23 protein-coding genes and 1 pseudogene are annotated in these 25,201 nt (G+C 26.8%); 22 read left to right on the top strand and 2 right to left on the bottom strand.

Features of this window, described 5'->3' with window-relative positions:
* Positions 1-295: 295 nt before the first annotated feature.
* The 15 genes and pseudogenes from ylxM (at position 296) to ptsP (ending at position 12,436) form a co-directional block, all read left to right on the top strand.
* Positions 296-634: a YlxM family DNA-binding protein gene (ylxM, locus tag ABGF45_RS04425; protein WP_134711616.1), complete on the top strand. Its 339-nt coding sequence runs from the start codon at positions 296-298 to the stop codon at positions 632-634.
* Between the two features lie 10 nt (positions 635-644).
* Positions 645-1,976, top strand: a complete 1,332-nt coding sequence (ffh, locus tag ABGF45_RS04420; RefSeq protein ID WP_134711617.1) for a signal recognition particle protein — start codon at positions 645-647, stop codon at positions 1,974-1,976.
* A gap of 17 nt (positions 1,977-1,993) precedes the next feature.
* Positions 1,994-2,224, top strand: a pseudogene (gene rpsP, locus ABGF45_RS04415) (30S ribosomal protein S16); the annotation flags it as partial.
* A gap of 184 nt (positions 2,225-2,408) precedes the next feature.
* Positions 2,409-2,654 (top strand): KH domain-containing protein, encoded by a 246-nt coding sequence (locus ABGF45_RS04410; protein WP_134711619.1) that lies wholly within the window; start codon positions 2,409-2,411, stop codon positions 2,652-2,654.
* Positions 2,641-3,126 (top strand): ribosome maturation factor RimM, encoded by a 486-nt coding sequence (rimM, locus tag ABGF45_RS04405; RefSeq protein WP_167620364.1) that lies wholly within the window; start codon positions 2,641-2,643, stop codon positions 3,124-3,126. The genes ABGF45_RS04410 and rimM overlap by 14 nt, the downstream gene beginning before the upstream one ends.
* Positions 3,126-3,821 (top strand): tRNA (guanosine(37)-N1)-methyltransferase TrmD, encoded by a 696-nt coding sequence (gene trmD, locus ABGF45_RS04400; RefSeq protein ID WP_134711621.1) that lies wholly within the window; start codon positions 3,126-3,128, stop codon positions 3,819-3,821. Before rimM ends, trmD begins: the two co-directional genes overlap by 1 nt.
* A gap of 2 nt (positions 3,822-3,823) precedes the next feature.
* Complete coding sequence (gene rplS, locus ABGF45_RS04395; protein ID WP_134711622.1) at positions 3,824-4,171, top strand: 50S ribosomal protein L19; 348 nt, start codon at positions 3,824-3,826, stop codon at positions 4,169-4,171.
* Between the two features lie 48 nt (positions 4,172-4,219).
* The gene (ylqF, locus tag ABGF45_RS04390; protein ID WP_134711623.1) at positions 4,220-5,095 is read left to right on the top strand and encodes a ribosome biogenesis GTPase YlqF; all 876 of its coding nucleotides are present in this window, start codon (positions 4,220-4,222) and stop codon (positions 5,093-5,095) included.
* 47 nt (positions 5,096-5,142) lie between these two features.
* Positions 5,143-5,805 carry a ribonuclease HII gene (locus ABGF45_RS04385; RefSeq protein WP_134711624.1) on the top strand — a complete coding sequence of 221 codons (663 nt, stop codon included), beginning with the start codon at positions 5,143-5,145 and terminating at the stop codon, positions 5,803-5,805.
* Positions 5,774-6,103: a YraN family protein gene (locus tag ABGF45_RS04380; RefSeq protein WP_209021602.1), complete on the top strand. Its 330-nt coding sequence runs from the start codon at positions 5,774-5,776 to the stop codon at positions 6,101-6,103. The genes ABGF45_RS04385 and ABGF45_RS04380 overlap by 32 nt, the downstream gene beginning before the upstream one ends.
* Before the next feature lie 7 nt (positions 6,104-6,110).
* Positions 6,111-7,190, top strand: a complete 1,080-nt coding sequence (gene dprA / locus ABGF45_RS04375) for a DNA-processing protein DprA (RefSeq protein ID WP_167554073.1) — start codon at positions 6,111-6,113, stop codon at positions 7,188-7,190.
* Positions 7,191-7,253: 63 nt separating this feature from the next.
* Positions 7,254-9,311, top strand: coding sequence for a type I DNA topoisomerase (topA, locus tag ABGF45_RS04370; protein ID WP_134744215.1), 2,058 nt, complete (start codon positions 7,254-7,256; stop codon positions 9,309-9,311).
* A 60-nt stretch (positions 9,312-9,371) separates the two neighbouring features.
* On the top strand, positions 9,372-10,382 hold the full coding sequence (locus tag ABGF45_RS04365) for a LacI family DNA-binding transcriptional regulator (RefSeq protein WP_134711628.1): 1,011 nt from the start codon (positions 9,372-9,374) through the stop codon (positions 10,380-10,382).
* Positions 10,383-10,404: 22 nt separating this feature from the next.
* Positions 10,405-10,665: an HPr family phosphocarrier protein gene (locus ABGF45_RS04360; protein WP_134711629.1), complete on the top strand. Its 261-nt coding sequence runs from the start codon at positions 10,405-10,407 to the stop codon at positions 10,663-10,665.
* Positions 10,666-10,729: 64 nt separating this feature from the next.
* The gene (ptsP, locus tag ABGF45_RS04355) at positions 10,730-12,436 is read left to right on the top strand and encodes a phosphoenolpyruvate--protein phosphotransferase (protein WP_245151223.1); all 1,707 of its coding nucleotides are present in this window, start codon (positions 10,730-10,732) and stop codon (positions 12,434-12,436) included.
* 60 nt (positions 12,437-12,496) lie between these two features.
* Here the strand turns inward: ptsP and ABGF45_RS04350 are convergent, their stop codons facing one another.
* A complete protein-coding gene (locus tag ABGF45_RS04350; RefSeq protein ID WP_134711630.1) occupies positions 12,497-12,898 on the bottom strand; it encodes a Fur family transcriptional regulator in 402 nt (133 codons plus the stop codon).
* A gap of 102 nt (positions 12,899-13,000) precedes the next feature.
* On the opposite strand from ABGF45_RS04350, the gene ABGF45_RS04345 reads away from it, so the two are divergent.
* The 4 genes from ABGF45_RS04345 (at position 13,001) to ABGF45_RS04330 (ending at position 21,622) form a co-directional block, all read left to right on the top strand.
* The gene (locus tag ABGF45_RS04345; protein WP_134744214.1) at positions 13,001-13,930 is read left to right on the top strand and encodes a metal ABC transporter solute-binding protein, Zn/Mn family; all 930 of its coding nucleotides are present in this window, start codon (positions 13,001-13,003) and stop codon (positions 13,928-13,930) included.
* 20 nt (positions 13,931-13,950) lie between these two features.
* Positions 13,951-14,619, top strand: a complete 669-nt coding sequence (locus tag ABGF45_RS04340) for a metal ABC transporter ATP-binding protein (protein ID WP_134711632.1) — start codon at positions 13,951-13,953, stop codon at positions 14,617-14,619.
* A complete protein-coding gene (locus ABGF45_RS04335; RefSeq protein ID WP_134744213.1) occupies positions 14,612-15,412 on the top strand; it encodes a metal ABC transporter permease in 801 nt (266 codons plus the stop codon). The genes ABGF45_RS04340 and ABGF45_RS04335 overlap by 8 nt, the downstream gene beginning before the upstream one ends.
* Positions 15,413-15,616: 204 nt before the next feature.
* Entirely contained in the window at positions 15,617-21,622 is a 6,006-nt protein-coding gene (locus tag ABGF45_RS04330) for an endonuclease/exonuclease/phosphatase family protein (protein ID WP_167554072.1), read from the top strand.
* An 88-nt stretch (positions 21,623-21,710) separates the two neighbouring features.
* Here the strand turns inward: ABGF45_RS04330 and ABGF45_RS04325 are convergent, their stop codons facing one another.
* Positions 21,711-23,432 (bottom strand): NFACT family protein, encoded by a 1,722-nt coding sequence (locus ABGF45_RS04325; protein ID WP_134768818.1) that lies wholly within the window; start codon positions 23,430-23,432, stop codon positions 21,711-21,713.
* A gap of 108 nt (positions 23,433-23,540) precedes the next feature.
* Here ABGF45_RS04325 and ABGF45_RS04320 point away from each other — a divergent pair, with 108 nt between their 5' ends.
* From ABGF45_RS04320 to rpoZ, 3 genes are read left to right on the top strand one after another with little or no spacing between them, the layout of a single operon-like run.
* Complete coding sequence (locus tag ABGF45_RS04320) at positions 23,541-24,428, top strand: YicC/YloC family endoribonuclease (protein ID WP_134711636.1); 888 nt, start codon at positions 23,541-23,543, stop codon at positions 24,426-24,428.
* 13 nt (positions 24,429-24,441) lie between these two features.
* On the top strand, positions 24,442-25,011 hold the full coding sequence (gene gmk / locus ABGF45_RS04315) for a guanylate kinase (protein ID WP_330167163.1): 570 nt from the start codon (positions 24,442-24,444) through the stop codon (positions 25,009-25,011).
* A gap of 1 nt (position 25,012) precedes the next feature.
* Positions 25,013-25,201, top strand: a complete 189-nt coding sequence (gene rpoZ, locus ABGF45_RS04310) for a DNA-directed RNA polymerase subunit omega (protein WP_134711638.1) — start codon at positions 25,013-25,015, stop codon at positions 25,199-25,201.

The raw sequence follows: 25,201 nt of genomic DNA, 5'->3' as shown, positions 1-25,201 counted from the left end.
TAATGTTGGGTAAGATTTAAAGTAACAAATTAAGAAAATTAGAGCTTAAAGTTTATAATTCTCTTTTATCGTTAAAAATGTAAATGATTTTGTGTATAAGTTTTATTAAATTCTATAATAGATAGTGTATTATTTATTTTTCCTGAAGCTACTATAATATAAACAAGTATAGATACGAATTGTAATAAATTTTTCCTGTATAATTTATTATGAAATATATTAAATAAAATTTGACATAAACTATTGATTTTGCTATTATATTTAGTGTCAATGAAAAACCTTGACAGGAGAGTAAATGGAAAAAAATGTAGTTATTAGTATTCTATATGAATACTATGGAAAATTACTTACAGATAAACAAGCAGAATCTATCGAAATGCATTATTTAGAAGATTTATCTTTGACTGAAATTGCTGATATTCAAGGTGTGTCTAAGCAAAGCATTTCTGAAACAATTAAGCGTTCAGAAAAAGCTTTATTGGATTTTGAGAAAGGCATAGGCATGTATAAAAGATCAAATGAACTGAGTGAGCTTGTTGATAGATTAGAAAAAAATTTGATTAATGATCTCGATGATGAAGAATATTCAAAATACATTGATTTGATTTTTCAAATTAAAACAAAATTAAAATAGGATGTGCTAAATGTTTGAAAATTTATCGGATAGACTACAAAACCTTATGAGTAATCTTAGAGGTAAGGGAAAACTTACTGAAAAAGATATTGATACAGCAATGAGAGAAATTAGATTGGCTTTACTTGAAGCTGATGTAAACTTTAAGGTTGTTAAAAGTTTTGTACAAAAAGTTAAAGAGAGAGCTTTAGGTGCTGATGTTATGCAGAGTTTAACTCCTGGACAGATGGTTGTAAAAATTGTTAATGAAGAATTAATTAACTTGATGAGTGATAATAATCAGGAACTTAAATTTTCATCAAAATTACCTACAGTAATTATGATGGTAGGTTTACAAGGTGCTGGTAAAACAACTCAAACAGGCAAATTAGCTCTTTTACTAAAGAAAAAAAACAAGAAACCATTACTTGTTGCAGGAGATATATATAGACCAGCAGCTATTGAGCAGTTAAAAGTTGTCGGACAAAAAGTTGAAGTACCTGTTTTTTCTTTAGGTAAAATTGATCCTGTAGAAATTGCAAAATGCGGTATTGAAGAAGCAAAGAAAAATGGTAATGATGTGGTTATTATAGATACGGCTGGTAGACTTCATATTGATGATGAATTAATGCATGAATTAAAAGCAATTAAGGAAAATGTTGAAGTTACAGAAACTTTATTAGTAGTTGATTCAATGACCGGTCAAGATGCTGTTAATGTTGCTAAATCATTCAATGAGCAAATTGATATTACAGGTATCCTTATGACAAAGCTTGATGGGGATACAAGAGGTGGTGCTGCACTTTCAATTAGAGCGGTTACGGAAAAACCAATAAAGTTTATTGGTACTGGTGAAACGATGGGAGATTTGGAACAATTCCATCCGGATAGATTAGTATCAAGAATATTAGGTATGGGTGATGTATTATCACTTATTGAAAAAGCCGAACAAGCATTAGATAAGGAAAAAGCAAAAGAACTTGAAGAAAAATTAAGAAATCAATCTTTTGATTTCAATGATTTTCTTTCACAAATTTCTCAGATGAGAAATATGGGTCCTTTAGAAGAATTATTAAAAATGATACCTGGAGTAAATGCTAAAGCATTAAAGGGTATGAATTTTGATACAAAGGCAATAGATAGAATTGAGGCGATTATTAGGTCAATGACAAATGATGAACGTGAAAAACCTAATATTATTGATAATTCTAGAAAGAAAAGAATCGCAAATGGTTCAGGTACAAATATTGGAGAAGTAAATAAATTACTTAAACAGTTTGATGACACTAAAAAAATGATGAAAAAAATGGGTGTTATGAACAAAAAAATGAAAAAAGGGAAAAAGAGATTCCCATTCTTTTAAAAACATGGAGGAAAAATATGGCAGTAAAAATTAGAATGAAAAGATTAGGTGCTAAGAAAAGACCTTTCTACAGAATAGTTGTAGCAGATGAAAGATCACCAAGAGATGGTAAATTCATAGAAGAAATCGGATACTATAATCCAATTTCAGAACCAAAAGTATTTAAAATTGATAGTGAAAGAGTACAATACTGGATGGGCGTAGGTGCAAAACCAACAACAACAGTAGCTAGATTATTAAAAACAGACTTTGAAGATTTAGCTAAAAAAGTAGAAGAAAAGAAGAAAGCAGAAGCTGAAAAAAGAGCTAAAGAAGCAGAAGAAAGAAGAATAGCTAGAGAAAAAGCAGAAGCTGAAGCAAAGGCTAAGGCAGAAGCTGAAGCAGCAGCTGCAGAAGAAGTTGAAGAATCAGCAGAGTAATTTGGATAATAAAATGAATGAAATAGTAGAATATATTGCTAAAGTATTAGTTACTAATCCTGAAGATGTTAAAGTAATTACTGAAATAAATGAAGGTATAGTAGATATTAAATTATTGGTAAATGCGGATGATATGGGAAAGATTATTGGTAAGCAAGGTAAGATTGCAAATTCAATAAGATCTATATTAAAGGCATGTGCTATTAAAGAGCAAAAGAAAGTAAATTTAGTGATTGATGCAAATAATGAACAAAATTAAAGTTGGTAAAATCATAAATACACATGGGATTAAAGGAGAGCTTAAAATCTCAAAAACAGGTGTTGAAAGTTTTGATAGAGATATTCCATATTATATCGGAAATGATAATATTGAGTATAGTATTGAAAAAGTTAGAAAACACAAAGATAATGTAATGATCACATTAAAAGGTTTTAATAATATAAACAAAGTATTGAAATTTAAGGATAAAGATATATTTATTAATGAAGGTGATATGATAGGTTTAGATGATGATGAATATTATATTAATGAGTTAATTGATATGGAAGTTTATAATCAGGATAATCATAAAATTGGAGTAATAAAAGATGTGCTTAAATATGATGTTAACGATATATATATTGTTAAAAGCAAGGATCATGAAATTATGATACCGGCAGTAAAGGAGTTTATTTTATCAGTTGATTTAGATAATAGAAAAATTGTTGTAAAACTTATAGAAGGAATGTAATGAAAATTGATATTTTAACTTTATTTCCAAATACTTTTGATTTTTTAAAAGTTTATGGAGTTATTGGAAAAGCAGTTGAAAATAATATTATAGAAATAAACACTATTGATATTAGAAGATTTTCAAAAAATAAACATAATAAAGTTGATGATGAAGTATATGGGGGATCTGCAGGCATGCTTATGACAATGCAGCCGGTTGTAGATGCGATTGAAAGTGTCAGAACAGAAGATTGTAAGGTGATATTTTTAAGTCCTCAAGGAAAGGTATTAAATCAAGGGATCGCAATTGATTTATCAAAAGAAAGTCATTTGATTTTACTTTGTGGGCATTATGAAGGAATTGATTCAAGAGTTATAAATAATTTTGTCGATTATGAAATATCTATTGGAGATTATGTTTTAACAGGAGGAGAAATACCTGCTATGGTTTTAATTGATGCAGTTACAAGACTCATAGACGATGTACTTGGAAATGATCTATCATATAAAACAGATTCACATTACAATATTTTATTACAACATGATCATTTTACTAGACCTAGAGAATATTTAGGATACAAGGTTCCGGAAGTTTTATTTTCGGGAAATCATAAATTAATTGAAGAATGGCAAATTAAAAGTAGTATTGAAAATACTAAGAAAAAAAGACCGGATTTATATGAAAAATATATTGAAAGTATAAGAAAGGAATAGTTATGGAAATCATAAGACAATTAGAAGAAGAACAAAAGAAAGACTCTTTACCAGAAATTCTTGTTGGTGATTATGTAAAAGTAGATTATAGAATTAAAGAAGGTTCAAGAGAAAGAATTCAAATGTTTGAAGGAACAATTATTAAAATTCAAGGAGAAGGTGTTAGAAGTACATTCACAGTAAGAAGACTTGCTTACGGAGTTGGTGTAGAAAGAACATTCTTAATTCATTCACCAAGAGTTGAAAATATAAAAGTAGTAAGACATGGTAAAGCAAGAAGAGCTAGATTATTCTACTTAAGAAATAGAATTGGTAAAGCTGCTAAATTGAAAGAAAAAACAGATTACTAAGATTTAGGTTAGACATTTGTCTGACCTTTTTTTATACAAGGAGGTAATATGCAAATTAACTGGTATCCGGGGCATATGAAAAAATCTCTTGATAAAATAAGAGAATCATTAAAATTGGTTGATATAGTTGCGGAAATTGTCGATTCAAGAATACCGATAAGTTCAAGAAATCCTGTTATTGATGATATAATCAAGGATTTTCCAAGGCTAATTATTTTAAATAAAGTAGATATGTCAAATCCTTTTGAAACTAAAAAGTGGATAAAATATTTTAATGATAGAGGAATAGAAGTTATAGAATATAACTCAACTAAAGATAAAAAAACAAATGAATTATATAAAACTGCAAGAAAATCATTAACAAAATTATTTGAAAAGCGTAAGGAAAAAAATATAAAAGATACAACTATAAGAATGATGGTTGTAGGGATACCCAATGTTGGAAAATCAACATTTATAAATAATATTTCTATGAGAAAAGGAACCAAGGTTGGAAATAGACCGGGGGTAACTCGTACAAATCAATGGATTAAAACAAATAGTGACTTAATGCTTTTGGATACGCCGGGTGTTTTATGGCCAAAATTAGAATTACATGATGGTGGTAAAAATTTGGCATTTACAGGTGCTATTAAGGATGAAATATTAGAAATTGAGGATTTATGTTTTGAATTTATAAAAAAATTACAAGAAATATCTCCAAGGAGTTTACAGAAAAGATATGAAGTGGATCCGTCGCTTCCAGCTTTGGAAATAATGGATAAAATTGCCATAAAGTTTGGAGCAATTCAAAGAGGAAGTGAAATTGACTATTTTAAGGTTTCAAATATAATTTTTGATGACTTTAGAAAAGTTAGAATTGACAGAATTACACTTGAAAGAGTAGAAGATAATTTAGAAATTAAAGATATTAATAAAATGTAATAATAATGACAGTTTCATTTATAAAATATGATGTATAATGAGGGTATATGAAAATTAAACTAAAGAGAGATCAGCTAGATATTTTAATTGAAAAATCAAAAAACTATACAAATATATGTGGTGTTGATGAGGTTGGAAGAGGGCCAATTGCCGGACCAGTTGTTAGTTGTGCTGTAATAATGGGTGAGAATCATATAGAAGGAGTGAAAGACTCTAAAAAACTTACAGATAAGAAAAGGAGATTACTTGCTAAAGACATATTTGAAAATGCTATTGCAGTAGGATATGGAGTAGTAGATAATTATGTTATTGACGAAATAAATATCAGACAAGCAAGTCTTTTAGCTATGAAAAATGCTGTTGAAAATATGAAAGATAAAGATGGAAATCATATTAAAGCAAATCTTATACTTATTGATGCGGAGTTAATTGATTCAGATATTGACCAAATAGGGATTATATCGGGTGATGATTTAGTTTATGAGATATCTTGTGCATCGATATTAGCTAAAATTTATAGAGATGATATGATGATTGAATATTCAAAAAAATATCCTGAATATATGTTTGAAGCACATAAAGGTTATGGCACAAAAAAACATTATGAAGTAATAGATTCTAATGGTATTACGGATATCCATAGGAAATCCTTTATGAAAAAATATTATGAACAAGCTAATGGGAAAACTGGGCGAGGAAATAGCCTGTAGATATTTAATAAAAAATGATTATAAAATACTAGAGAGAAATTATGCTACTAAATTCGCAGAAGTAGATATAATTGCAATTAAAAATATGACGATAGTAATTGTCGAAGTTAAAACTAGAAAAAATAGTGATGTTTTACATGCATCTCAAGCTGTAGATTATAGGAAAATTAAAAAATTAAAAACAATAGCTCTATATTATATAGATCAAAATAATTTATATGATTATAATTTGAGATTTGACATAATTGAATGTTATTGGCAAAGGAAAAAAATTAACCATATTATAAATGCATTTTGAGGTGACTATGAATTCATATAAAGACATAATTTTATTTTTAAATATATTAAATATTAATAATTTGAGAATCAGAAATTTTATAAGTGAGGGGCTTCTTAATACATTTTCAGAGATTAGGTTTGAAAATATTGATAAGCTCTTATTTTTAACTGATAAAGAAAAAAACAATATTAAATTAAATTTTAAAAAATTTAGTCTAGAGGACTATAAATATAAATTGGAAATTTCCGGAATAAAATATGTAACAATTTTAGATGAAAATTATCCCGATAGATTAAGAAATATTTATAATGCTCCGGCAATAATTTATTATAAAGGGAATAGAAATATTAATTTTAATAATTGTTTAGCTGTTGTAGGCACCAGAAAACCTACAGAATATGGTTTATGGGCGACTAAAAAAATAATTACAGAATTGACAGGACATGATATATGTATAGTATCTGGTATGGCAACCGGGATTGATGCATGTGCCCATAATACGGCAATTGAAAATAATATCCCTACAATAGGAATTTTAGCCTCATCCTTGGAAATTAGATATCCTAAATCAAATAATTATTTATATGATAAAATGCAAAATGAATTATTAATTTCAGAATTTCCATTATTTACAAATCCTCAAAAACAAAATTTTATTTTTAGAAATAGAATAATTTCCGGATTGTCATTTGGAACATTAATAGTACAAGCGGCTGAAAAAAGCGGATCGCTTATAACAGCTAAATACGCTATTGAACAAAATAGAGATTTATTTGTTGTTCCCGGAAATATTAACAGTGAATACTCTAAAGGTTGTAATAATCTGATTAAATTTGGAGCGAAAATGGTTCAATCAGGCTTGGATATATTAGAAGACATACCATTTATAAAAGAAATAAATAAAATTAATATAATTAATGATAATTATAACTTTTCAAATAAGCATTTAGAGGTTATAAATGTTTTGAGTGGTAATATTTTGAGTATAAATAATATATCTATTCTAACTAAAATTAATATTGGAGAATTATATAAAATAATTTTTGAATTAGAAAGTAAAAATGTAGTTTTAAATGTAAAAGAAGATTTTTATACATTAAATTAAATATTTGTATTTAAAATTATTTATGGTATTATTACTTTTGTAGTAAAATAATGGGAGGATAATGTGGCTAAAAATTTAATTATTGTAGAATCACCTACAAAGGCTAAAACAATTGGAAAATTTTTAGGAAAAAATTATAAGATAATGGCTTCAGTTGGGCATTTAAGAGATCTTCCAAAAAGTAGGATGGGTGTAGATGTTGAAAACAATTTTGAACCGGAATATATTAATGTAAGAGGAAAAGCTTCAACAATAAATGCAATAAAAGCAGAAGCAAAAAAAGTAGATAATGTTTATCTTGCATCTGATCCTGATAGAGAGGGTGAAGCAATAGCATGGCATTTAGCATTTTTATTGGATTTAGATTTGAAAGAAAAAAATAGAGTTGTATTTCCGGAAATTACAAAAGAAACAGTAAAAGAGGCAATCAAACATCCACGTCCAATTGATTTAAATCTTGTTGATGCACAACAAGCAAGAAGAATACTTGATAGAATTGTAGGTTATAAACTTTCTCCGATTTTATGGAAAAAAGTTAAAAACGGTTTATCAGCAGGAAGAGTTCAATCAGCTGCATTGAAACTTATAATTGATCGTGAAAATGAAATAAGAAAGTTTATTCCAGAAGAATATTGGAGTATAGATTTTGTTGCAACTCATAACAAAATTGATTTCACTGGGGATTTTATTGGAGAATATATAGATAATAAAATTAAAAATATTAAATTAACTAATGAAAATGATGTTGATAATATAATATCTAAAATAGATAAGGACAATTTTAAGATTATTGATAAGGATGTAAAGGAAAAAAGTAGAAAACCATACGAACCTTTTACTACATCAACATTACAACAAGAAGCATCTAAAAGAATATACTTTTCAACTTCAAAAACGATGTCTGTTGCACAACAACTATACGAAGGGATAAATGTTGGTGAAGGATCTGTTGGACTAATATCATATATGAGAACAGATTCTACAAGACTTTCAAATGGGATAATTGATGAAGCAATTTCATATATTAATGAAAATTATGGTAAAGAATATGCTTCAAAAGGAAGGTCATATAATAAGAAGAAAAGTGGTTCACAGGATGCCCATGAAGCTGTAAGAGTTTCATCAATTTATAGGACACCTGAAAAAATAAGAGATTATTTAACTACTGATCAATATAAATTATATAGATTAATATGGGAAAGAACACTTGCATCACAAATGAAAGATAGTAAATATTTATCTACTAGATATGATTTTGAAAGCAATGGTATTTTATTTAGAGCAAATGGTTCGATAGTTACTTTTGATGGATTTTCAAAAGTTTGGACCATTGCTGATAAAAAAGTTGAGCTTCCTAATTTTGAAATTGGAGATGTATTTTCAGCATCTAAAATTAATAAGGAAAAGCATTTTACAAAACCAAAGGCTAGATTTACAGAAGCTTCATTAGTGAAGGAATTAGAAAAAAATGGTATTGGTAGACCTTCGACTTATTCATCAATAATTAAAAGTTTATTGAGTAGATATTATGTTGAATTTGAAGAAAAATCACTAGTACCTACCGAAATAGGATTTACCGTTATTGAATTATTATTACAATATTTCAAGACGATAATAAATGAAGATTTTACAGCTGAGATGGAAAATAGTTTAGATAAAATTGAAGAATCAGATGTTGAATGGAGAAAATTAATTAAAGATTTTTATGATAAATTTGATGAACTGTTGAAAAAAGCTGAAAATTCAAGTAAAGATTTTGAAATTAAAGATAAACCAACTGGAGAAAAATGTCCGGAATGTGGAGAAGACTTACTTTATAAAAAAGGAAGAAATGGAGATTTTATTGGTTGCTCTAATTTTCCTAAATGTACATTCACTAAAAACATTGTAAAAGAATTGGGTATAGTCTGTCCTAAATGTGGTGGAAAAATAATTGAAAAAATCTCAAAAAGAGGAAAAGTTTTTTATGGCTGTGAAAATTATCCTCAATGTGATTGGGCTTCCTGGGATAAACCAACAGGAGAAAAATGTGCAGAATGTGGTGATTTAATGGTTCATAGAAAAAATAGAAAAATGGATGCAATTATTTGCAATAATGAAAATTGTATAACAAATAAATAAAAAATTGTATGAAAAGGTTTTTTGTGTTACAATGTAGTAAAAGGATATAAGGAGGGTTTTATGTCTAGAAAACCTACTATGGAGGATGTTAAAAATCTTGCGGGAGTTTCTATTTCTACAGTATCTAGAGTAATCAATGGTACAAGAAAAGTTTCACCCGATAAAACTGAAGCGGTTAATAAAGCTATAGCAAAACTTGGTTATAAGCCAAATGAATTAGCTAGATCTCTAGTTATGAAAAGATCAAACACTCTTGGTATTATACTTGATGATATCGGGTATAGCTATATGGCACAATACTTAAGAGGTATTGATGAAATAGGTAAAATGTACAAATATGATATACTTTTGTATTCTACATTTGGTAGTTTTGAAATTCAAAAGAAAGCTGTAGACTTCTTATCCTCGAAACAAGTTGAAGGAATTATTGTAATATCTGAAAAAATAAATAATGAAATTTTATATTTAATAAAAGAACATGATATTCCATATATGTTATTAGATACTTTCTATAGTCCTGATGAATTTAAGACTGTAAGTATAGACTTTAAGAAAGCAATGAGTGATATGACAGAATACATGATTGATAATGGTCATGAAAATATTGCATATTTAAGAGAAAAGACAGCATTTCATTCTTCAGAATCAAAAGAAAGTGGATATATTGAATCTACAGAAAAACATAAATTAGATAATTGGGTATTTGGTGTTAATGAAGATACGGTTGAAGCCGGGTATAAGTTTTTAGAAAAAAATTATAATAAGCTTAAGAAAAATGATATTACGGCAATAATTGCTGAAAGTGACAACTTAGCTGTTGGGTTAATGCACTATTGCTATGATAATAATATAAATATTCCAGAAGATTTTTCAATATCAGGATTTGGAAATAGCGATATTTCTGAATTAATTAAACCATCATTAACGACAGTAAGGTTACCTTATTACGATATAGGTGCAATTGCTGTAAGAGTATTGGTTAAAATATTGAGAGATAAAGAAGAATTTAATGAATCAATTAATTTAAATCATGAAATCATGAAGAGAGAAACTATCAAAAAAATTAAATAGAAAACAAATTTAGGAGGAAAATATGGTAGAAAAGAAGATTGTTGTAGTAAATGAAACAGGGTTACACGCAAGACCGGCAGCAGCTTTGGTACAATTTGTAAAAAATATTGAAGGAACAGTTGAACTTGTAAAAGATGGAAAGGTGGCAAATGCTAAGAGTATATTTAGTGTAATGTCATTAGGTATTTCTAAGGATACAGAAATATTAGTTAGAGTAACAGGGGAAAATGAAGAAGAAAATTGTGATAAAGTTGTTGAATTTATTGGTAGTTTAACAGACTAATTGCATAAAAAAGAGATGCCTTGTGTATCTCTTTTATTTTTATGAAAATTGATTGGAGATTATTATGAAATATAAAGGAATTGCGGCATCTGATGGCGTTGCCATGGGAAAAGTATACTTATTTGAAAAAATTAATCTTGAAATAAGCAAACATACCATAGAAAAGGATAAAGTTGAAGAAGAAATTGAAAAAGTTCAAAAGGCTATAAATGATTATGTATATGAACTAGAAAATAGAGAAGTTTCTAGTCAGGCAGCAAAAGAAGTTAGGGATGCACATATTGAGCTTGCATCGGATCCGGCGTTAATTGATACAACTTCTGATAAAATTAGAGGTGAATTGATTAATTCAGAATATGCTTTAGATTCAACCATAAAAGAGATGGTTATGGTATTTGAAATGATGGATGATGCCTATTTAAAAGAAAGGGCTGCGGACTATAGAGATCTTGGAGAAAATGTAATGTATAAATTAAAAGGTGTAAAACCTAATACATTACAAGTTTTAGATGATGATTATATAATTGTTTCTGAAGAATTAACACCTACTGATACGTCTACAATGGACAAAGATCATGTATTAGGGTTGGCAATGGATTTAGGTGGTAAAACAAGCCATTCTTCAATAATTGCTCAAACTTTAGGTATACCTGCAATAGTAGGGATGAAAGATATAACTTCAAAATTAAAAAATGATCAATTTATAATTTTAGATGCTATTGAAGGTACAATAATTGTAGATCCTGATGAAGAAACGGTAAATGCTTATAAGAAGAAATTTGAAATAATTAAAGAAGATAAAGCAATAGCTGAAAAATATAAATTTGCTGAAGCTAAGACAACTGATGGAAAAGAATTAGAAGTAGTATGTAACATTGGTGGATTAGAAGATTTAAAAACCGGTCTAAAACATGGTGCTAGAGGAGTTGGTTTATTTAGAACAGAATTTTTATATATGGAATCAGATGAATTTCCATCAGAAGAAAAACAATTTGAAGTATATAAAGAAGCTGCAGAAAAATTAGAAGGAATGCCTTTAATTATTAGAACATTAGATATTGGTGGAGATAAAGGATTAAGTTATTTTGAATTTCCAAAAGAAGAAAATCCATTTTTAGGATGGAGAGCTCTTAGAGTGCAATTTGATAAAGTGGACATAATGAGAGATCAGTTAAGGGCTATTTTAAGGTCAAGTGCATATGGAAATGTTAAGATTTTATTACCTATGGTTATAAGTGTTGCTGAAATTAAAAAAGTTCAAGAATATATTGAAACATATAAACAAGAATTAAAATTAGAAGGTAAAAAATATGATGAAGATATCCAAGTTGGTATCATGGTAGAAACACCTGCATCTGTATTTATGGCAAGAGATTTGATTAAGTATTGTGACTTCTTTAGTATAGGTACAAATGACTTAACACAATATATTTTAGCGGCAGACAGGGGAAATGAAAAGATTTCACATTTATATGATTATTTTAATCCAGCTGTATTAAGAGCTATAAAACAAGTTATTGATGCTTCACATGAAGAAGGAAAGTGGACTGGTATGTGTGGGTCAATGTCTTCAGATAGTTTAGCTACTTATTTATTATTAGGTATGGGATTAGATGAATTTTCTGTTGTAAGTGCTAAAATTGGTAAATTAAAGAGCATAATTAATAATACTAATTTAGCTGAAGCTGAAAAATTTGTTCAAAAAGTATTATCACTGGATAATATTAATGAAATTAGAGCTTTACTAAAGGATAAAGTTGAAGAATTTTAATTAATATAAAAAGGTATTGTGATTAAACTTTATTAGTTTATAACAATACCTTTATCTATTTTATTTTATATTTTTTTGACAATCTTCACATATACCTGAAAATTCAAAATTATGAGATGTAATTTTAAATCCTGTATTTTTTTCTAATTCCTTTTCAATTTTGTGAATAGGGCAGTCATCAATAATTATAGTTTTTTTACAGTTTGTACAAATTAATTGATGTTTGTGATGACTTGAATTAAGTTGGTAGTAGGAAATATTGTCCATACCGACTGATTTCAATACTAATCCTGCCTCTAAAAAAGTAGATAAATTTCTATATATAGAAGAGATTTTAATCTTTTCATCTTTTAAATTTTCATAAATTTGTTCAGCACTTAATGGCGAATTTTTTTCTAGTAATTCTAATATTGTTAATCTTGTTTTAGTTGACTTTAAGCCATGATTTTTTAAAATATCCATTTGACCACCTCATATTGATTATACTATATATTTGACATTTTTCAATTATGAGTTATAATTTTAATGATAATAATTCTCATTTAATGAGTGAAGGAGTATAATATGAAAAAAGTAATTTTAGGATTAGTTCTAGTATTTTCAATTATTTTAGTAGGTTGTGCTGGGAATAATAAAAATACATTTGGAGAAAAAAAGTTAAAAGTAGTAGCCTCATTTTTTCCTCCATATGATTTAGCTAAAAAAATTGGTGGAGATAAAATAAAATTAAGAAATTTAACTCAAACAGGCGACGCACATTCTTATGAACCAAATATACAGGATATGCAAGATATACATAATTCTGACTTATTGATAATAAATGGTGCAGGTTTTGAAGGATGGGCAGACCAAGTTATAGAAAGTCAAAGTGATTTAAAAGTTTTAAATTTATCAAAAGGTATGGAATTAATTAAAGTTTCAGATGTGGATTCAAAATCGAAAAACGAAAATGATAATAAAGTTGATTATGATCCGCATACTTGGATGAATCCTAGTTATACGATTAAAATGTTGAAAAAAATTAAAGATAAATTTGTAGAATTAGATCCTAAAAATAAAGATTTTTATGAAAATAACTATAAAAAATATAATGAAGAATTTTTTAAATTAATAAAAGAACATGATGAATTATTGGCTAAATATAAAGGAAAATCTTTTGTAGCACCTCACGCTGCGTTTAATTATGTTACCGGAGGGGTATTAAATCAAGTAGCTATTGAAGGAATTAATTCTGTATCTGAACCAAATGCAGCAAGATTAAAAGAAATAGTTGAAGAAATGAAAAAAAATAATATTAGTACTGTATTTTACGAATATAAAAAGAGTGATAAAATTGCAAAAGCTATTGCTAATGAAATCGGTGGAGATGTTAAACCTATATCCACTTTAGAAGTAATAACACAGCAAGATATAGATAATGGAGATGATTATATTAGCTTAATGAAGATGAATTATAAAAATTTAGCAGATTCATTTGAAAAACAAAAAAACTGATTATATAAATGAAGGTAAATATGAATATAATAGAAATAAAAGATTTAAGTTTCAGTTATGAGAAAACTGAAGTTTTAAGCAATATAAATTTTAATATTAAGGAAAATGAATTTATATGTTTAATGGGAAATAATGGTAGTGGTAAATCTACTTTATTGAAAATTTTAATTGGTGAACTAAAAAATTATACAGGGAGTATTAAAATATTCAACAAAGAATTAAATACATTTAATGAATGGAGCAAAATTGGATATGTCCCTCAAGTTGACAGAAATAATATAACAAATTTTCCAATCTCTGTTAGAGAGATGATTTTATTAAATTTTTATTATGATTTTAATTTATTCAATTTACCAAAGAAAAGACATTTGAAATTAGTTGAGGAAGTATTACATTCATTTAAAATTGAACATTTGGCTGATAAAAATTTTAATGAATTAAGTGGTGGTCAAAAGCAAAGAGTAATGATTGCAAAAGCAATGGTACACAGTCCGGAATTATTAATTTTTGACGAACCTACTGTAGGGGTAGATGCGGAAAGTAAGAAAGTATTTTATGAATTAATAGATCATTTGCATAAATTTCATAATATTACAATAATATTAGTAACACATGAGTTAGATTTTTCAGATAAATTAATTGATAGAAAACTTATATTAAAAGAGAAAGAGATTAAAGAATATGTTTAATTATGTATTTATGCAAAGAGCATTTATAGTTGGTTTTTTTATATCTATAATAATCCCCCTTATTGGGACGGTAGTTGTAAACAGAAAAACATCAACAATTGGTGATGCATTATCACATACTACTCTTAGTGGATTATTTTTAGGTATATTACTAGGTTTTAACCCTATAATAGGCGGGATAGTGATAAGCGTATTAGCTGCATTTTCAATAGAAGCACTTAGAAATAAATTTCCAAAAAATGGAGATATGGCTACAGCTATTATTATGAGTTGTGGTATTGGATTGGCATCTATATTGTCAGACTTTATAGTTGCAGCACAAAATTTTGAGTCATTTTTATTTGGCTCAATAATAGCAATAACAATTTCTGACATTTTAATTATATTTTCAGTTTCGATTATTGTAATTGCTGTATTTATTTATACCTATTATGGTTTGATGTTTATTTCTGTTGACCCGACGAGTGCTAGATTATCCGGAGTTAAAGTTAAACAAAATAATTATTTATTTACTTTGTTATTAGCGGTTACAATAGCTCTTTCTGCAAGAATAGCCGGGATTTTAATTATTTCATCACTAATGGTTTTACCTGTTGCAACAGCGATGTTAATTGCTAAAAATTACAAGCAAACGGTAGTAATTTCAATTTTATTAGGCATGGTTTATTTTTTCTTAGGATTGACAGGAGCTTTTTATTTAAAACTTAAACCGGGTGGTTCAATAATTATGACATCAGTTATAGGATTGATACTTGTAATTATTTATAAATACATTTTAACTAAAAATGAATAGTATTTTAAGGAGTATTTACAAAATTATTTTTGTAAGTGCTCCTTATTTAATTTTATATATAAATAAAGGAAGTGCGATTAAAAGATAATGAAAATTTTACTAAGGTTTTATTTTTAATATATTTATAATGTTAAAATATTATTTGTATGGAATATATTTTATTGATAAAATATAAGTGGAAAATATATTTTTGGGAGGACACCAATGAAAAAAGAACTACAAATAACGAGAAGATTTGCTGTTATGATGCTTATATTCTCGTTATTGTTGCAGACAGCTATTCCTGTTGTAATTTTTGCTAATGATAACAGCAAAATTTACAGTGTATCTGAATTTAAGTCTCAAGTAAAAGATGGAGAAAAAGTAAAGGTAAGGGGGTATATAGGAGAGCCTTGGAAAGATAGTAATAGATCTTCTAGGATAACTAATTTTGAGCTTAGTGATAAATTAGATGATGGTAAAAAATCCAGTATTCCGGTAGAATATTCAAATTCTTACTATAAAAAATATCCAAACTCTTATGAAAATAATAAAGGAAAACTAGTAATTATTGAAGGAGAAAAAAATAATTATTTTAGTACAAAAGGACTAAAAAATATAAAATCCATTGTTCTTGCTGATTCTCCTGAGGTAAATAATGGTGAAAATAAAGTTGATACATCTGTTGTAAAGCAAACTGAAGAAAATGATACAGCTTCATTAAAAAAGAATGAAGAGGATAAAACACCAAAAACTTCAGAAAGTAAAAAAAGAGTAAAAAGGGAAAAAAGGAAAAAAGAAAAAGTAGAAGAAGATACAAAGGAAAAAACAAAAAAATCTAGAAAACCTATAAAATCTAAAAAATCAGAAAAAAATAAAAAAGAAAAGAAAAATAAAAAAGAGAAAAAAGAGAAAAAAACTCCTGAAAAAAAATCAAAAAAACAAACGCAAAAAACTAAAAGTGAGAAAGAAGTTAGACTTTCTGAGTTGAAATCTGTAAAAATAGCTGATGTATTAAAGGGAGATATTGGTGAAAAATTTACGACCTCCGGTTATGTAATTTCAAGACCAGGTGCATTTGGTCAACATAGTTTTGTGATTAAAGATAAAGATGGAAATTCGATTTTTATTTATACATATATTGATGCAAAAGTTAAACTTGGAGATTATGTTGTTTTAACAGGATATTTAAGTGAAAATAATGGTGTTAAACAGCTTGAAAATATCGAGGAATCAATCGTAAATAATAAGGATAAAGAAAATAAATTTGAAATTAAAGAAATGAAAATTTCAGATTTAAGAGATGAAAATTTATCTGATTTTATAGAGATAAAAGATTCAAAAGTAAAGAGCTCCAGAGATTTGGGGTTTGCATTTTCAATTAATATTGAACAAAATGGAAATTGTGCAACTATATTAATTAATAAGGCATCAAATATTAGTTTAAATAAAATTCAAGATGGTGCAATGATTAATGTAAAAGGAATCTTATCTAAGTTTAATACTACATATCAAATCATGCCTTTTGAAGATGAACACTTGACTATTAATAATGAAAACTTATATAAGTATGTTAAAATAGGGCAAGTTCAAGGAGAAGGTTTAACCTCTCCATATGAAGGTAAAAAAGTAAAGGTTAAAGACGTAGTAGTTACGGCAATCCACAATCAAAATAATTTCTTTGTGCAAGATATTGAAGATGATAAAAATGAAAAAACTTCAGATGCTTTAGTTGTTAATATTGCTAATAAAAATGATGAAAATAAGCAAATAAATGTCGGGGATGTGCTGGAGTTTGAAGGTTATGTAGAAGAAAAAAATGGAGATGGTTTTGATGATAGTAAATATACAGATTTGACCATCACAAAAGTAGTTGCTAAGTCATATAAAGTAACATCTAAAAATCATGCATTGCCTGCTGTAAAATATTTAGAACAAGGAGATATACCTATTGATGTAAAAGATGTAAATGGTAGAAAGTCATATATAAATACAATAAATTTTTGGGAATCAAAAGAATCCATGCTTGTTGGTATAAAGAATGCAAAAATTTTAGGACCAATGGTTAGAGGTCAAATTTTTGTAAGTTTAGATAAAAATTTTAGTAGATATAATAAAATGAATGGTATTACACTAAATGAAAATGGTAATCCTGATATTTTAGGATTATTTGTTCATGCCGATGTTCATACTAAAGATAAAGTTAAGACATATTCATATGATGGAATTAAAGTTAAATCTGGAGATGAAATTAAAGAATATACAGGTCCATTAACATATGCATTTGGAGGATATAAAATATATGTTCCAAAGGAAAAACGATTAGAATTAAAAAATAATATAAATAAGAATGAATTACAACAAGAAGTAACAGAACTACAAGGTGATAATGATTTATTAACTATTGCATCATATAATATTGAAAATTTTGCACCAAAAAGTAAAGATACATCTATTGAAAAGGTTGAAAAAATTGCAAAATCAATAAAAGAAAATCTTAAAAATCCGGATATTATATCATTAGTTGAAATGCAAGATGATAGTGGTAAAAAAGACGATTCTGTTGTAAGTGCAGAAGGTAATGCTAAAGAATTAATTGATGAAATTAATAAAATTAGTAATATAAAATATGTATATAAGGATTTACCACCATTAAATAATAAAGATGGTGGGGCACCCGGCTCAAATATTAGGGTTGCATTCTTATATAATCCTGAAAGAGTAAAATTCAAATCTAGTGAAAGAATTGGTGAAGATAAATTTGAATTTGAAGAAGTAAGAAAATCATTAGCGGCAACATTTGAATTTAAGGATAAAGAAGTTTTAATTATTGCAAATCATTTGAATTCAAAGAGAGGGGATGAACCACAATTTGGTAAAAATCAACCACCGGTAAATAGTTCTGAAATTAAAAGAGAAAAATTAGCTCAAATAATTCATAAATATGTTGTAGATAAAAAACAAGGAAATCCAAAATTAAATGTTGTTTTAACGGGCGACTTTAATGACTTTGAATTTTCTAAAACATTGAAAACTTTAGAGGGAAAAGTATTAACAAATTTAGTAACTAAACATGATGAAAAAGACAGATTTTCATATTTTCATAATGGGAATAGTCAAACATTGGATCATATACTAGTTTCAAATAAATTGGTAAAAGATGCTAAGTTTGATATGGTTCATATAAATTCAATGTTTATGGAAGAAGATGGAAGAGCTTCAGATCATGATCCGGTAATTGTACAATTAAAATTGAATGATATTGAGGAAAAAGTAGAAAATTATGAAATTCCAAAAGATGATACAAAAGTTACACCTATTAAAGATTTATTTAATTCAAAATTAGGAAAAACATATAAAATACAAGGAATTGTAACATCTAAATCAGGTATCTCTGGAAAACATAGTTTCTATATTCAAGATGAAACTGGGTATGGAATATTTGTAAATAATGAATACAGAATTAATTTACAACAGGGAGATAAAGTTGAATTAAAGGGAAAACTTGATAATTACTTCGGCTTATGGCAATTGAAAGATATTGAAATCTTAAATAAAGAAAAATCAACAGTTATAAATCCTAAAGATATTAAAATAAATGAAATATCAGAGCAAAATCCATATACTTTGGTTAAGTTTGATAATGTTACAGTTGATTACATGGAACAATCAAATGGATATGGTTCAACGAGATTTATGATTTTTGATAAAGATGGAAATCCTATGAATGTAAATTATGATAATAGAGCTGGGGAAAAATATTCTAAACTAAAAGAAAGATTGAAAAATGGATATAAAATTAATTTAACTGGTATTTTGTCATATAAAAACGGAATTCCTGAAATATTAGTTGTTTCGCCTGAGGGGATTGAGATAAAAAGTATGGCAAATATTAAAATCCAATATTTCAAAGTTGGACAAATTCAAGGCACTGCTCATAAATCATTATTAGAACAAAGAAATGTAAAAGTTAAGGATGTTGTAGTAACAGCACTTGATGGTAAGGATGCATTTTATATTCAAGACATAAATCCTGATAAAGATGAAAAGACATCGGATGGTATTCATGTATTTAAGACAAATCACAATGTTAAAGTCGGAGATGTTGTAGAAATTGATGGGAAAGTAAGAGAAACATTTGGTGATGGATATAGTTCAAAATATAAGAGTGATTTATCTATTACAGAAATATCTGCTAAAACAATAATAAATACAGGCAAAACTGAAAAAATTAAAGTCCATAAGATTTTCAAAAACAGTATTCCTTCAAAATACATTGATAATGATAGATTTATTAAATTTGACCCTCAAGAGGATGCAATTGACTTTTGGGAATCAATTGAGGGAATGATTGTTGAGTTGAATGGTGCTAAGGTAATCGGTCCGCAAATATCTAAACAAGTATATGTATTGCCTTTAGATTCTGAACAAAAACTGAACAAATTAGGAGGAGTTAACTTAGATAAAAATAATAATCCTAATATAATAGGTTTGGCTGTAAATGATGATATAAAGGTAAAAGCAGGTGATCAAATCACAAATTCAATTAAAGGACCAGTTACTTATGGATTCGGTAATTATAAAATTTTTATTTCTGGTAAATTGGAAATAAAAGAATTTGATAAAAAAGATGATAAAACAAATATTGTTAAAGATAAAGATAAATTAACTGTAGCAACATACAATGTTGAAAACTTTACAGCTTTAGATAAAGGAAAGGGAAGTACTTCTGAAGAGAAAGTTCAAAAAATTGCAAATTCCATTGTTAATGATTTAAATGCACCGGATATCATAACTTTATTAGAAGTACAAGATGATGATGGTCCAACAGATAGCGGAAATGTTTCGGCAACTGAGAGTGGTAAGAGACTTACACAGGCAATTGCAAATCTTCCTAACGGTGTAAAATATACATATGTAGATATAGCACCTGAAAATAATAAGGATGGTGGACAACTAGGGGGCAATATACGTATTGGTTTAATCTATAATCCTGATAGAGTAGAGTTTAAAAATGTAGAAGCTATTGGAAAGGGAAATCCATTATTTAATGGTGTAAGAAAATCATTAGTATCAAACTTTGAATTTAACGGTGAAAAAGTAATGGTTGTTGCAAATCATTTAAATTCTAAAATAGGCGATGATGGGCTATTTGGTGCAAAGCAACCACCAATATTTAAAACAGAAGTAAAAAGAGTTAAATTAGCAAAAGTTATAAATGAATATATTGCTAAAAAGTTAAATGAAAATCCTAAATTAAATGTTGTAGTAACTGGTGACTTTAACGATTATGAAAATACAAGCACATTAAAAACTATAGCCGGAAATGAGTTAATCAATTTAGTTGATAGACATGCAGAAGATGACAGATTTTCATTCTTCTTTAGGGGAATCAGCCAAACACTAGATCATATTTTAGTTTCTAAAAATATTGCTGACAAATCAGTGTTTGATATGATTCACATAAATTCTTTATATATGGAATCACATGGAAGAGCATCTGATCATGATCCTGTAATGGTTCAAATTTCATTTATGAAGAAAGTTATCGAAGAAACGGATAAGAAAATACCTGATGATTCAAGTTTAAGCGACAAAATAGATAAGTCATATAAAGAAAATGAAACTCCAAAAGTTGATGAGTCAGATAAGAATAATATTTCATTGGATAAAAATAAAGAGTCTGTGAAGACTGAAATTCCTTCTGTAAAAACTGAAAATTCTAATAAGAATGATTTAGATGAAAAAGTAAATTTTGAAGATTTAGAAAAAGTAAAATTAGATAAAAATAATGAAAAAGATTTAGATAATTCAATAAAAGATAATATTAAAAATAATGAAAAATCTAATGAAGATTTTAATAATTTTGCTAATTTGAATAAAATTTCAGAAAACACTAATGACAAGAAAAATAATACACAAAAAGAAAAGGTTGTAAGAAGCACTATAGAGGAAAAAAATACTTTAATTTCAATTGATAATAATAAAATAGAAAGTATAAAAGTTTCTGAAAAAACTGATAAAACAGAAAGTGTAAAAGTTCCAGAAAAAACTGACAAAAAAGAAGAAAAATTAGTAATTTCTGATAAAAAAGTCGAAGAAAAAAATTATTCGAAAGAGATGTTAGAAGATTCACAAGAAGATAAATCAAGAATTTTGGATTACGTTATTATTTCATTAGTGATTACTGTGGTTGCCTTTTCAACAGTTGTATTTGCAAAAAAAAGCTAAATGAAAATTAATATATTTTAATCAAATAAAAAGTGATGATGTTAAATAGATTTTAATCTATTCGATATCATCACTATTTTATTAAATATCAAAATTCCGTATTATATTCTAAATCAATTCTAATGGTTTTGAAATCTGTATAATATACCATGCCGGGTTTAGATCCTTTTGCTTTATTTACATTTTTTTTAAGTGTATAATCCACATCAATATACCTATCATTATTATTTTTAGAATATTTTGCAGCAAGAAATGCAGCTTGAATAATATCATCTTCTGTAATTTTTTGATTATTTTTAAGAATAACATGTGCTCCCGGTAAATCCTTTATATGGAAAAAATAATCATCAGGATTAGCTTCTCTCAGTGTTAGATATTCATTTTGTTTATTATTTTTACCAACATAAATTATATTGTTATTTTTAGTTATAAATTTATATGGATTTGAAGATTTGTTAGATTTATCATTATGTTTTGATTTTTGTTTTTTTATATATCCTTCTTGATACATTTCCTCTTTAATTTCATTTATTTCTTCTATTGTATCAGCATTTTTTAATTGATTATTTATATTTACTAAATATTGAATATCATTAATTAAATTGGGAATAGACTCACTTAATAAATTAAAACTTTTGTGAAGTTTTTTTGAAGTTTTATATTTTAATTCTATATTTTCCCATGGTGATTTTGTTGGATTTAACTTTATTTCTGATTTTGTATTATCGTAGTAATTTTCGACAATTACTGATGTTTGTCCTTTTGTTATATTAAAAGCGACACCTGACAATAGTTCGCCTTCAATTCTGTATTTTTCATATTCTTTTGATTTTTCATAGTCAAATCTTAAATTAGTAAGCTTATTTTCCAGTTTATTAATTATTTGAATAATTGATTTTGATAAATTGCTCTTTGCTTGATTTAATGAATTGTCATTAACATTTTCTTTGTAATAAATATCTAAAGCCTCACTTATACTCTTATAATTTTTAGAATTTGTACCTTTATAGGTTAAATTCATACAATAAAAATCATTTACTTTATCCTTATTGTAAAAAATATGAGGCTCAAAGTTATTTGAAAGTATTTTATTTTTGAATTCTATAAAATTATCATTTAATATCGTAATTTCTTCGTTACTTAATGAGCTCAAAGTACGTTTAGAATCTAAATTTGATTTATAAGCAATTTCTTCTGCAATTTGAGGACCAAATCCTGTATATGTCATATAGAATATTTTTTTGATAGAAAAATTTTCAGGTATATTTATATCTGATAAATTTTTATCATTAGTTGTGATATCTATTTTATCATCTTTAAGATTAATAAATTTTGTACCCGGATAAACCGCCCTAATACTACTCATTTCATGGGAAATTCTTTTAATAGATTCTATTACTTTATTTTCTTCATTTGTAAGTACAATGTTAGAATGTTTACCCATTATGTCTATGATTAATTTCTTTGTTGCATTAAATCCAAGTTCATCTTTACTTAAAAATGTAAATTCAACACTTCTATCAAGTCCAATTTGCTCGATTTTTTCTATTATAGAATTTTGAATGTGTTTTCTTAATATCATACTAAATTGTGGTGCTTTAGTTGGATTTTTATATTCCTGATTTGTTAAATGTATCCTAGCATTTTGAGGATTTGAAGAAATTAATAGCTTATAATTATTTTTATTATTATATATATTAATTAAGATTAAATGATCATTTATTTGGTATATTTTTTGAACTCTTCCACCTGTTAATTTTTCATTAAATTCTTTTGTTAATGCTCTAATTGTAATTCCATCTGTTGCCATATTTACTCCTTAGAAAAATTATATCATAAATATTAAAAAAACGTAACAATGCTTTGACTTTTAAAATAAAGAATTATATCATTAATACTATGGAAAGGAAGGTGCAATATGATTAAATCTATGACTGGATTTGGTAAAAGTCATTTTCAAGATGAAAATGTTAATTTTAATATTGAAATAAAAACTATAAATAGTAGATATTTAGATATAAACATTAAAATGCCAAATAAGTTAAATTTTTTTGAGGATAAAATTAAAAATATTGTAAAAAGTTATATAAACAGAGGTAGAGTAGATGTTTATATAAAATCTGATTCAAGAAATATTGGAAAGAGCAATATTGTTGTTGATTTGGATAGTGCAAAGAAAATGTATGATAGTTTAAGGCTAATTTCAAATCATCTGTCATTATCTGATAAAAACTCAGAACCTAATTTGTCTGAAATTCTTAAAAATGAAGACATTCTTACATATGAATCTCAAGATTTAGATGAAGAATACTTATATAATATAGTTAAAAATACAATGGAAATTGCTTTATCAGATGTTGTAAAAATGAGAGTTTTTGAGGGGGAAAATTTATATAAAGATTTAAATTCAAATATTGGAAAATTAAATGCTTATGTTGATGAAGTAAATAATAATATTTCAGGAATTAAGGAAGAATTAAGAGAGAAAATATATAAAAATATATCTGAAATACTTGAAAAAAATATAATTGATGAAGATAGACTTGCTAATGAAATTGTATATTATGCTGATAAAGTTGATATAAATGAAGAAATTACAAGATTATATTCACATATATTACATTTTAAGAGAGTATTAGAATCATCAGAATCTATCGGGAAAAAATTAGATTTTATTACTCAAGAATTGCTTAGAGAAACTAATACCATTGCATCAAAATCTTCTAAAATTGAAATTATTAATTTAGTAATAGAAATGAAAACTATTATTGAAAAGATAAAGGAACAAGTACAAAATATTGAATAGTTAAGGGGGAATTATGGACGGATTTTTACTTGTGTTATCTGGACCATCAGGTGTCGGAAAAGGCACAATAGTCAAAGAAATAATGAAACAAAGAGACGATATTGTTACAAGTATTTCTGTAACTACAAGATATAAACGTGAAACAGAAGAAGAGGGAAGAGAGTATTTTTTTAAGACTGTTGAAGAGTTTAATGAATTAGTAAACAATAATGCCTTATTAGAACATGCAGTTGTACATGGTAATAAATACGGTACACCAAAGCATTTTGTTGAAGAAAAAATTAAAGAGGGTAAAATAGTAATACTTGAAATTGATTTTCAAGGTGCAATACAAGTTATGAATAACTTTGATAATGCTGTCTATGTATTTGTGCTTCCTCCAAGAAAAAAAGATATTGAAGATAGATTAAGACATAGAGGAACAGAATCTGAAGAAAAAATCAAAACAAGATTAGAAACTGCAGAAAAAGAATTAGAACAATTAAAGCTATATGATTATTATTTGGTTAATGATTATATTGATTTAGCAACAAAAAGATTAAGTGATATTATGAACGAAGAAAAAGCAAAAAGGAGACAATAACATGATAAATCCATCATTTAGAGAGTTAGAAAAAGTAAGTAAATCAAGATATGACATCGCTATGATGACAGCCAAAAGGGCTAAAGAATTGATAGCAGGTGATAAACCAAAAGTTAAAACTAAAGCAGCTAAACCTGTAACAGTTGCATTAACAGAGATAATGGAAGGGAAAATCGAAAGTGAGGATTAA

It is taken from the genome of Helcococcus sp. KG196 (assembly GCF_046035495.1).
Taxonomy (GTDB): domain Bacteria; phylum Bacillota; class Clostridia; order Tissierellales; family Peptoniphilaceae; genus Helcococcus; species Helcococcus ovis.
Note: the sequence above shows the minus strand (reverse complement) of the source record. Positions and strands in the feature narration are given on the sequence as shown.

Bases quoted from the DNA above. Each gene is read 5' to 3' on its own strand.
- ABGF45_RS04365 (WP_134711628.1), top strand. From the start codon at position 9,372: ATGTCTAGAAAACCTACTATGGAGGATGTTAAAAATCTTGCGGGAGTT.
- ABGF45_RS04350 (WP_134711630.1), bottom strand. From the start codon at position 12,898: ATGGATATTTTAAAAAATCATGGCTTAAAGTCAACTAAAACAAGATTA.
- ylxM (WP_134711616.1), top strand. From the start codon at position 296: ATGGAAAAAAATGTAGTTATTAGTATTCTATATGAATACTATGGAAAA.
- ABGF45_RS04360 (WP_134711629.1), top strand. From the start codon at position 10,405: ATGGTAGAAAAGAAGATTGTTGTAGTAAATGAAACAGGGTTACACGCA.
- ABGF45_RS04380 (WP_209021602.1), top strand. From the start codon at position 5,774: ATGGGAAAACTGGGCGAGGAAATAGCCTGTAGATATTTAATAAAAAAT.
- rpoZ (WP_134711638.1), top strand. From the start codon at position 25,013: ATGATAAATCCATCATTTAGAGAGTTAGAAAAAGTAAGTAAATCAAGA.
- ABGF45_RS04385 (WP_134711624.1), top strand. From the start codon at position 5,143: ATGAAAATTAAACTAAAGAGAGATCAGCTAGATATTTTAATTGAAAAA.
- ylqF (WP_134711623.1), top strand. From the start codon at position 4,220: ATGCAAATTAACTGGTATCCGGGGCATATGAAAAAATCTCTTGATAAA.
- rplS (WP_134711622.1), top strand. From the start codon at position 3,824: ATGGAAATCATAAGACAATTAGAAGAAGAACAAAAGAAAGACTCTTTA.
- ABGF45_RS04340 (WP_134711632.1), top strand. From the start codon at position 13,951: ATGAATATAATAGAAATAAAAGATTTAAGTTTCAGTTATGAGAAAACT.
- ABGF45_RS04330 (WP_167554072.1), top strand. From the start codon at position 15,617: ATGAAAAAAGAACTACAAATAACGAGAAGATTTGCTGTTATGATGCTT.
- gmk (WP_330167163.1), top strand. From the start codon at position 24,442: ATGGACGGATTTTTACTTGTGTTATCTGGACCATCAGGTGTCGGAAAA.
- ABGF45_RS04325 (WP_134768818.1), bottom strand. From the start codon at position 23,432: ATGGCAACAGATGGAATTACAATTAGAGCATTAACAAAAGAATTTAAT.
- ABGF45_RS04335 (WP_134744213.1), top strand. From the start codon at position 14,612: ATGTTTAATTATGTATTTATGCAAAGAGCATTTATAGTTGGTTTTTTT.
- dprA (WP_167554073.1), top strand. From the start codon at position 6,111: ATGAATTCATATAAAGACATAATTTTATTTTTAAATATATTAAATATT.
- ABGF45_RS04410 (WP_134711619.1), top strand. From the start codon at position 2,409: ATGAATGAAATAGTAGAATATATTGCTAAAGTATTAGTTACTAATCCT.
- ABGF45_RS04320 (WP_134711636.1), top strand. From the start codon at position 23,541: ATGATTAAATCTATGACTGGATTTGGTAAAAGTCATTTTCAAGATGAA.
- trmD (WP_134711621.1), top strand. From the start codon at position 3,126: ATGAAAATTGATATTTTAACTTTATTTCCAAATACTTTTGATTTTTTA.
- ABGF45_RS04345 (WP_134744214.1), top strand. From the start codon at position 13,001: ATGAAAAAAGTAATTTTAGGATTAGTTCTAGTATTTTCAATTATTTTA.
- ffh (WP_134711617.1), top strand. From the start codon at position 645: ATGTTTGAAAATTTATCGGATAGACTACAAAACCTTATGAGTAATCTT.
- rimM (WP_167620364.1), top strand. From the start codon at position 2,641: ATGAACAAAATTAAAGTTGGTAAAATCATAAATACACATGGGATTAAA.
- ptsP (WP_245151223.1), top strand. From the start codon at position 10,730: ATGAAATATAAAGGAATTGCGGCATCTGATGGCGTTGCCATGGGAAAA.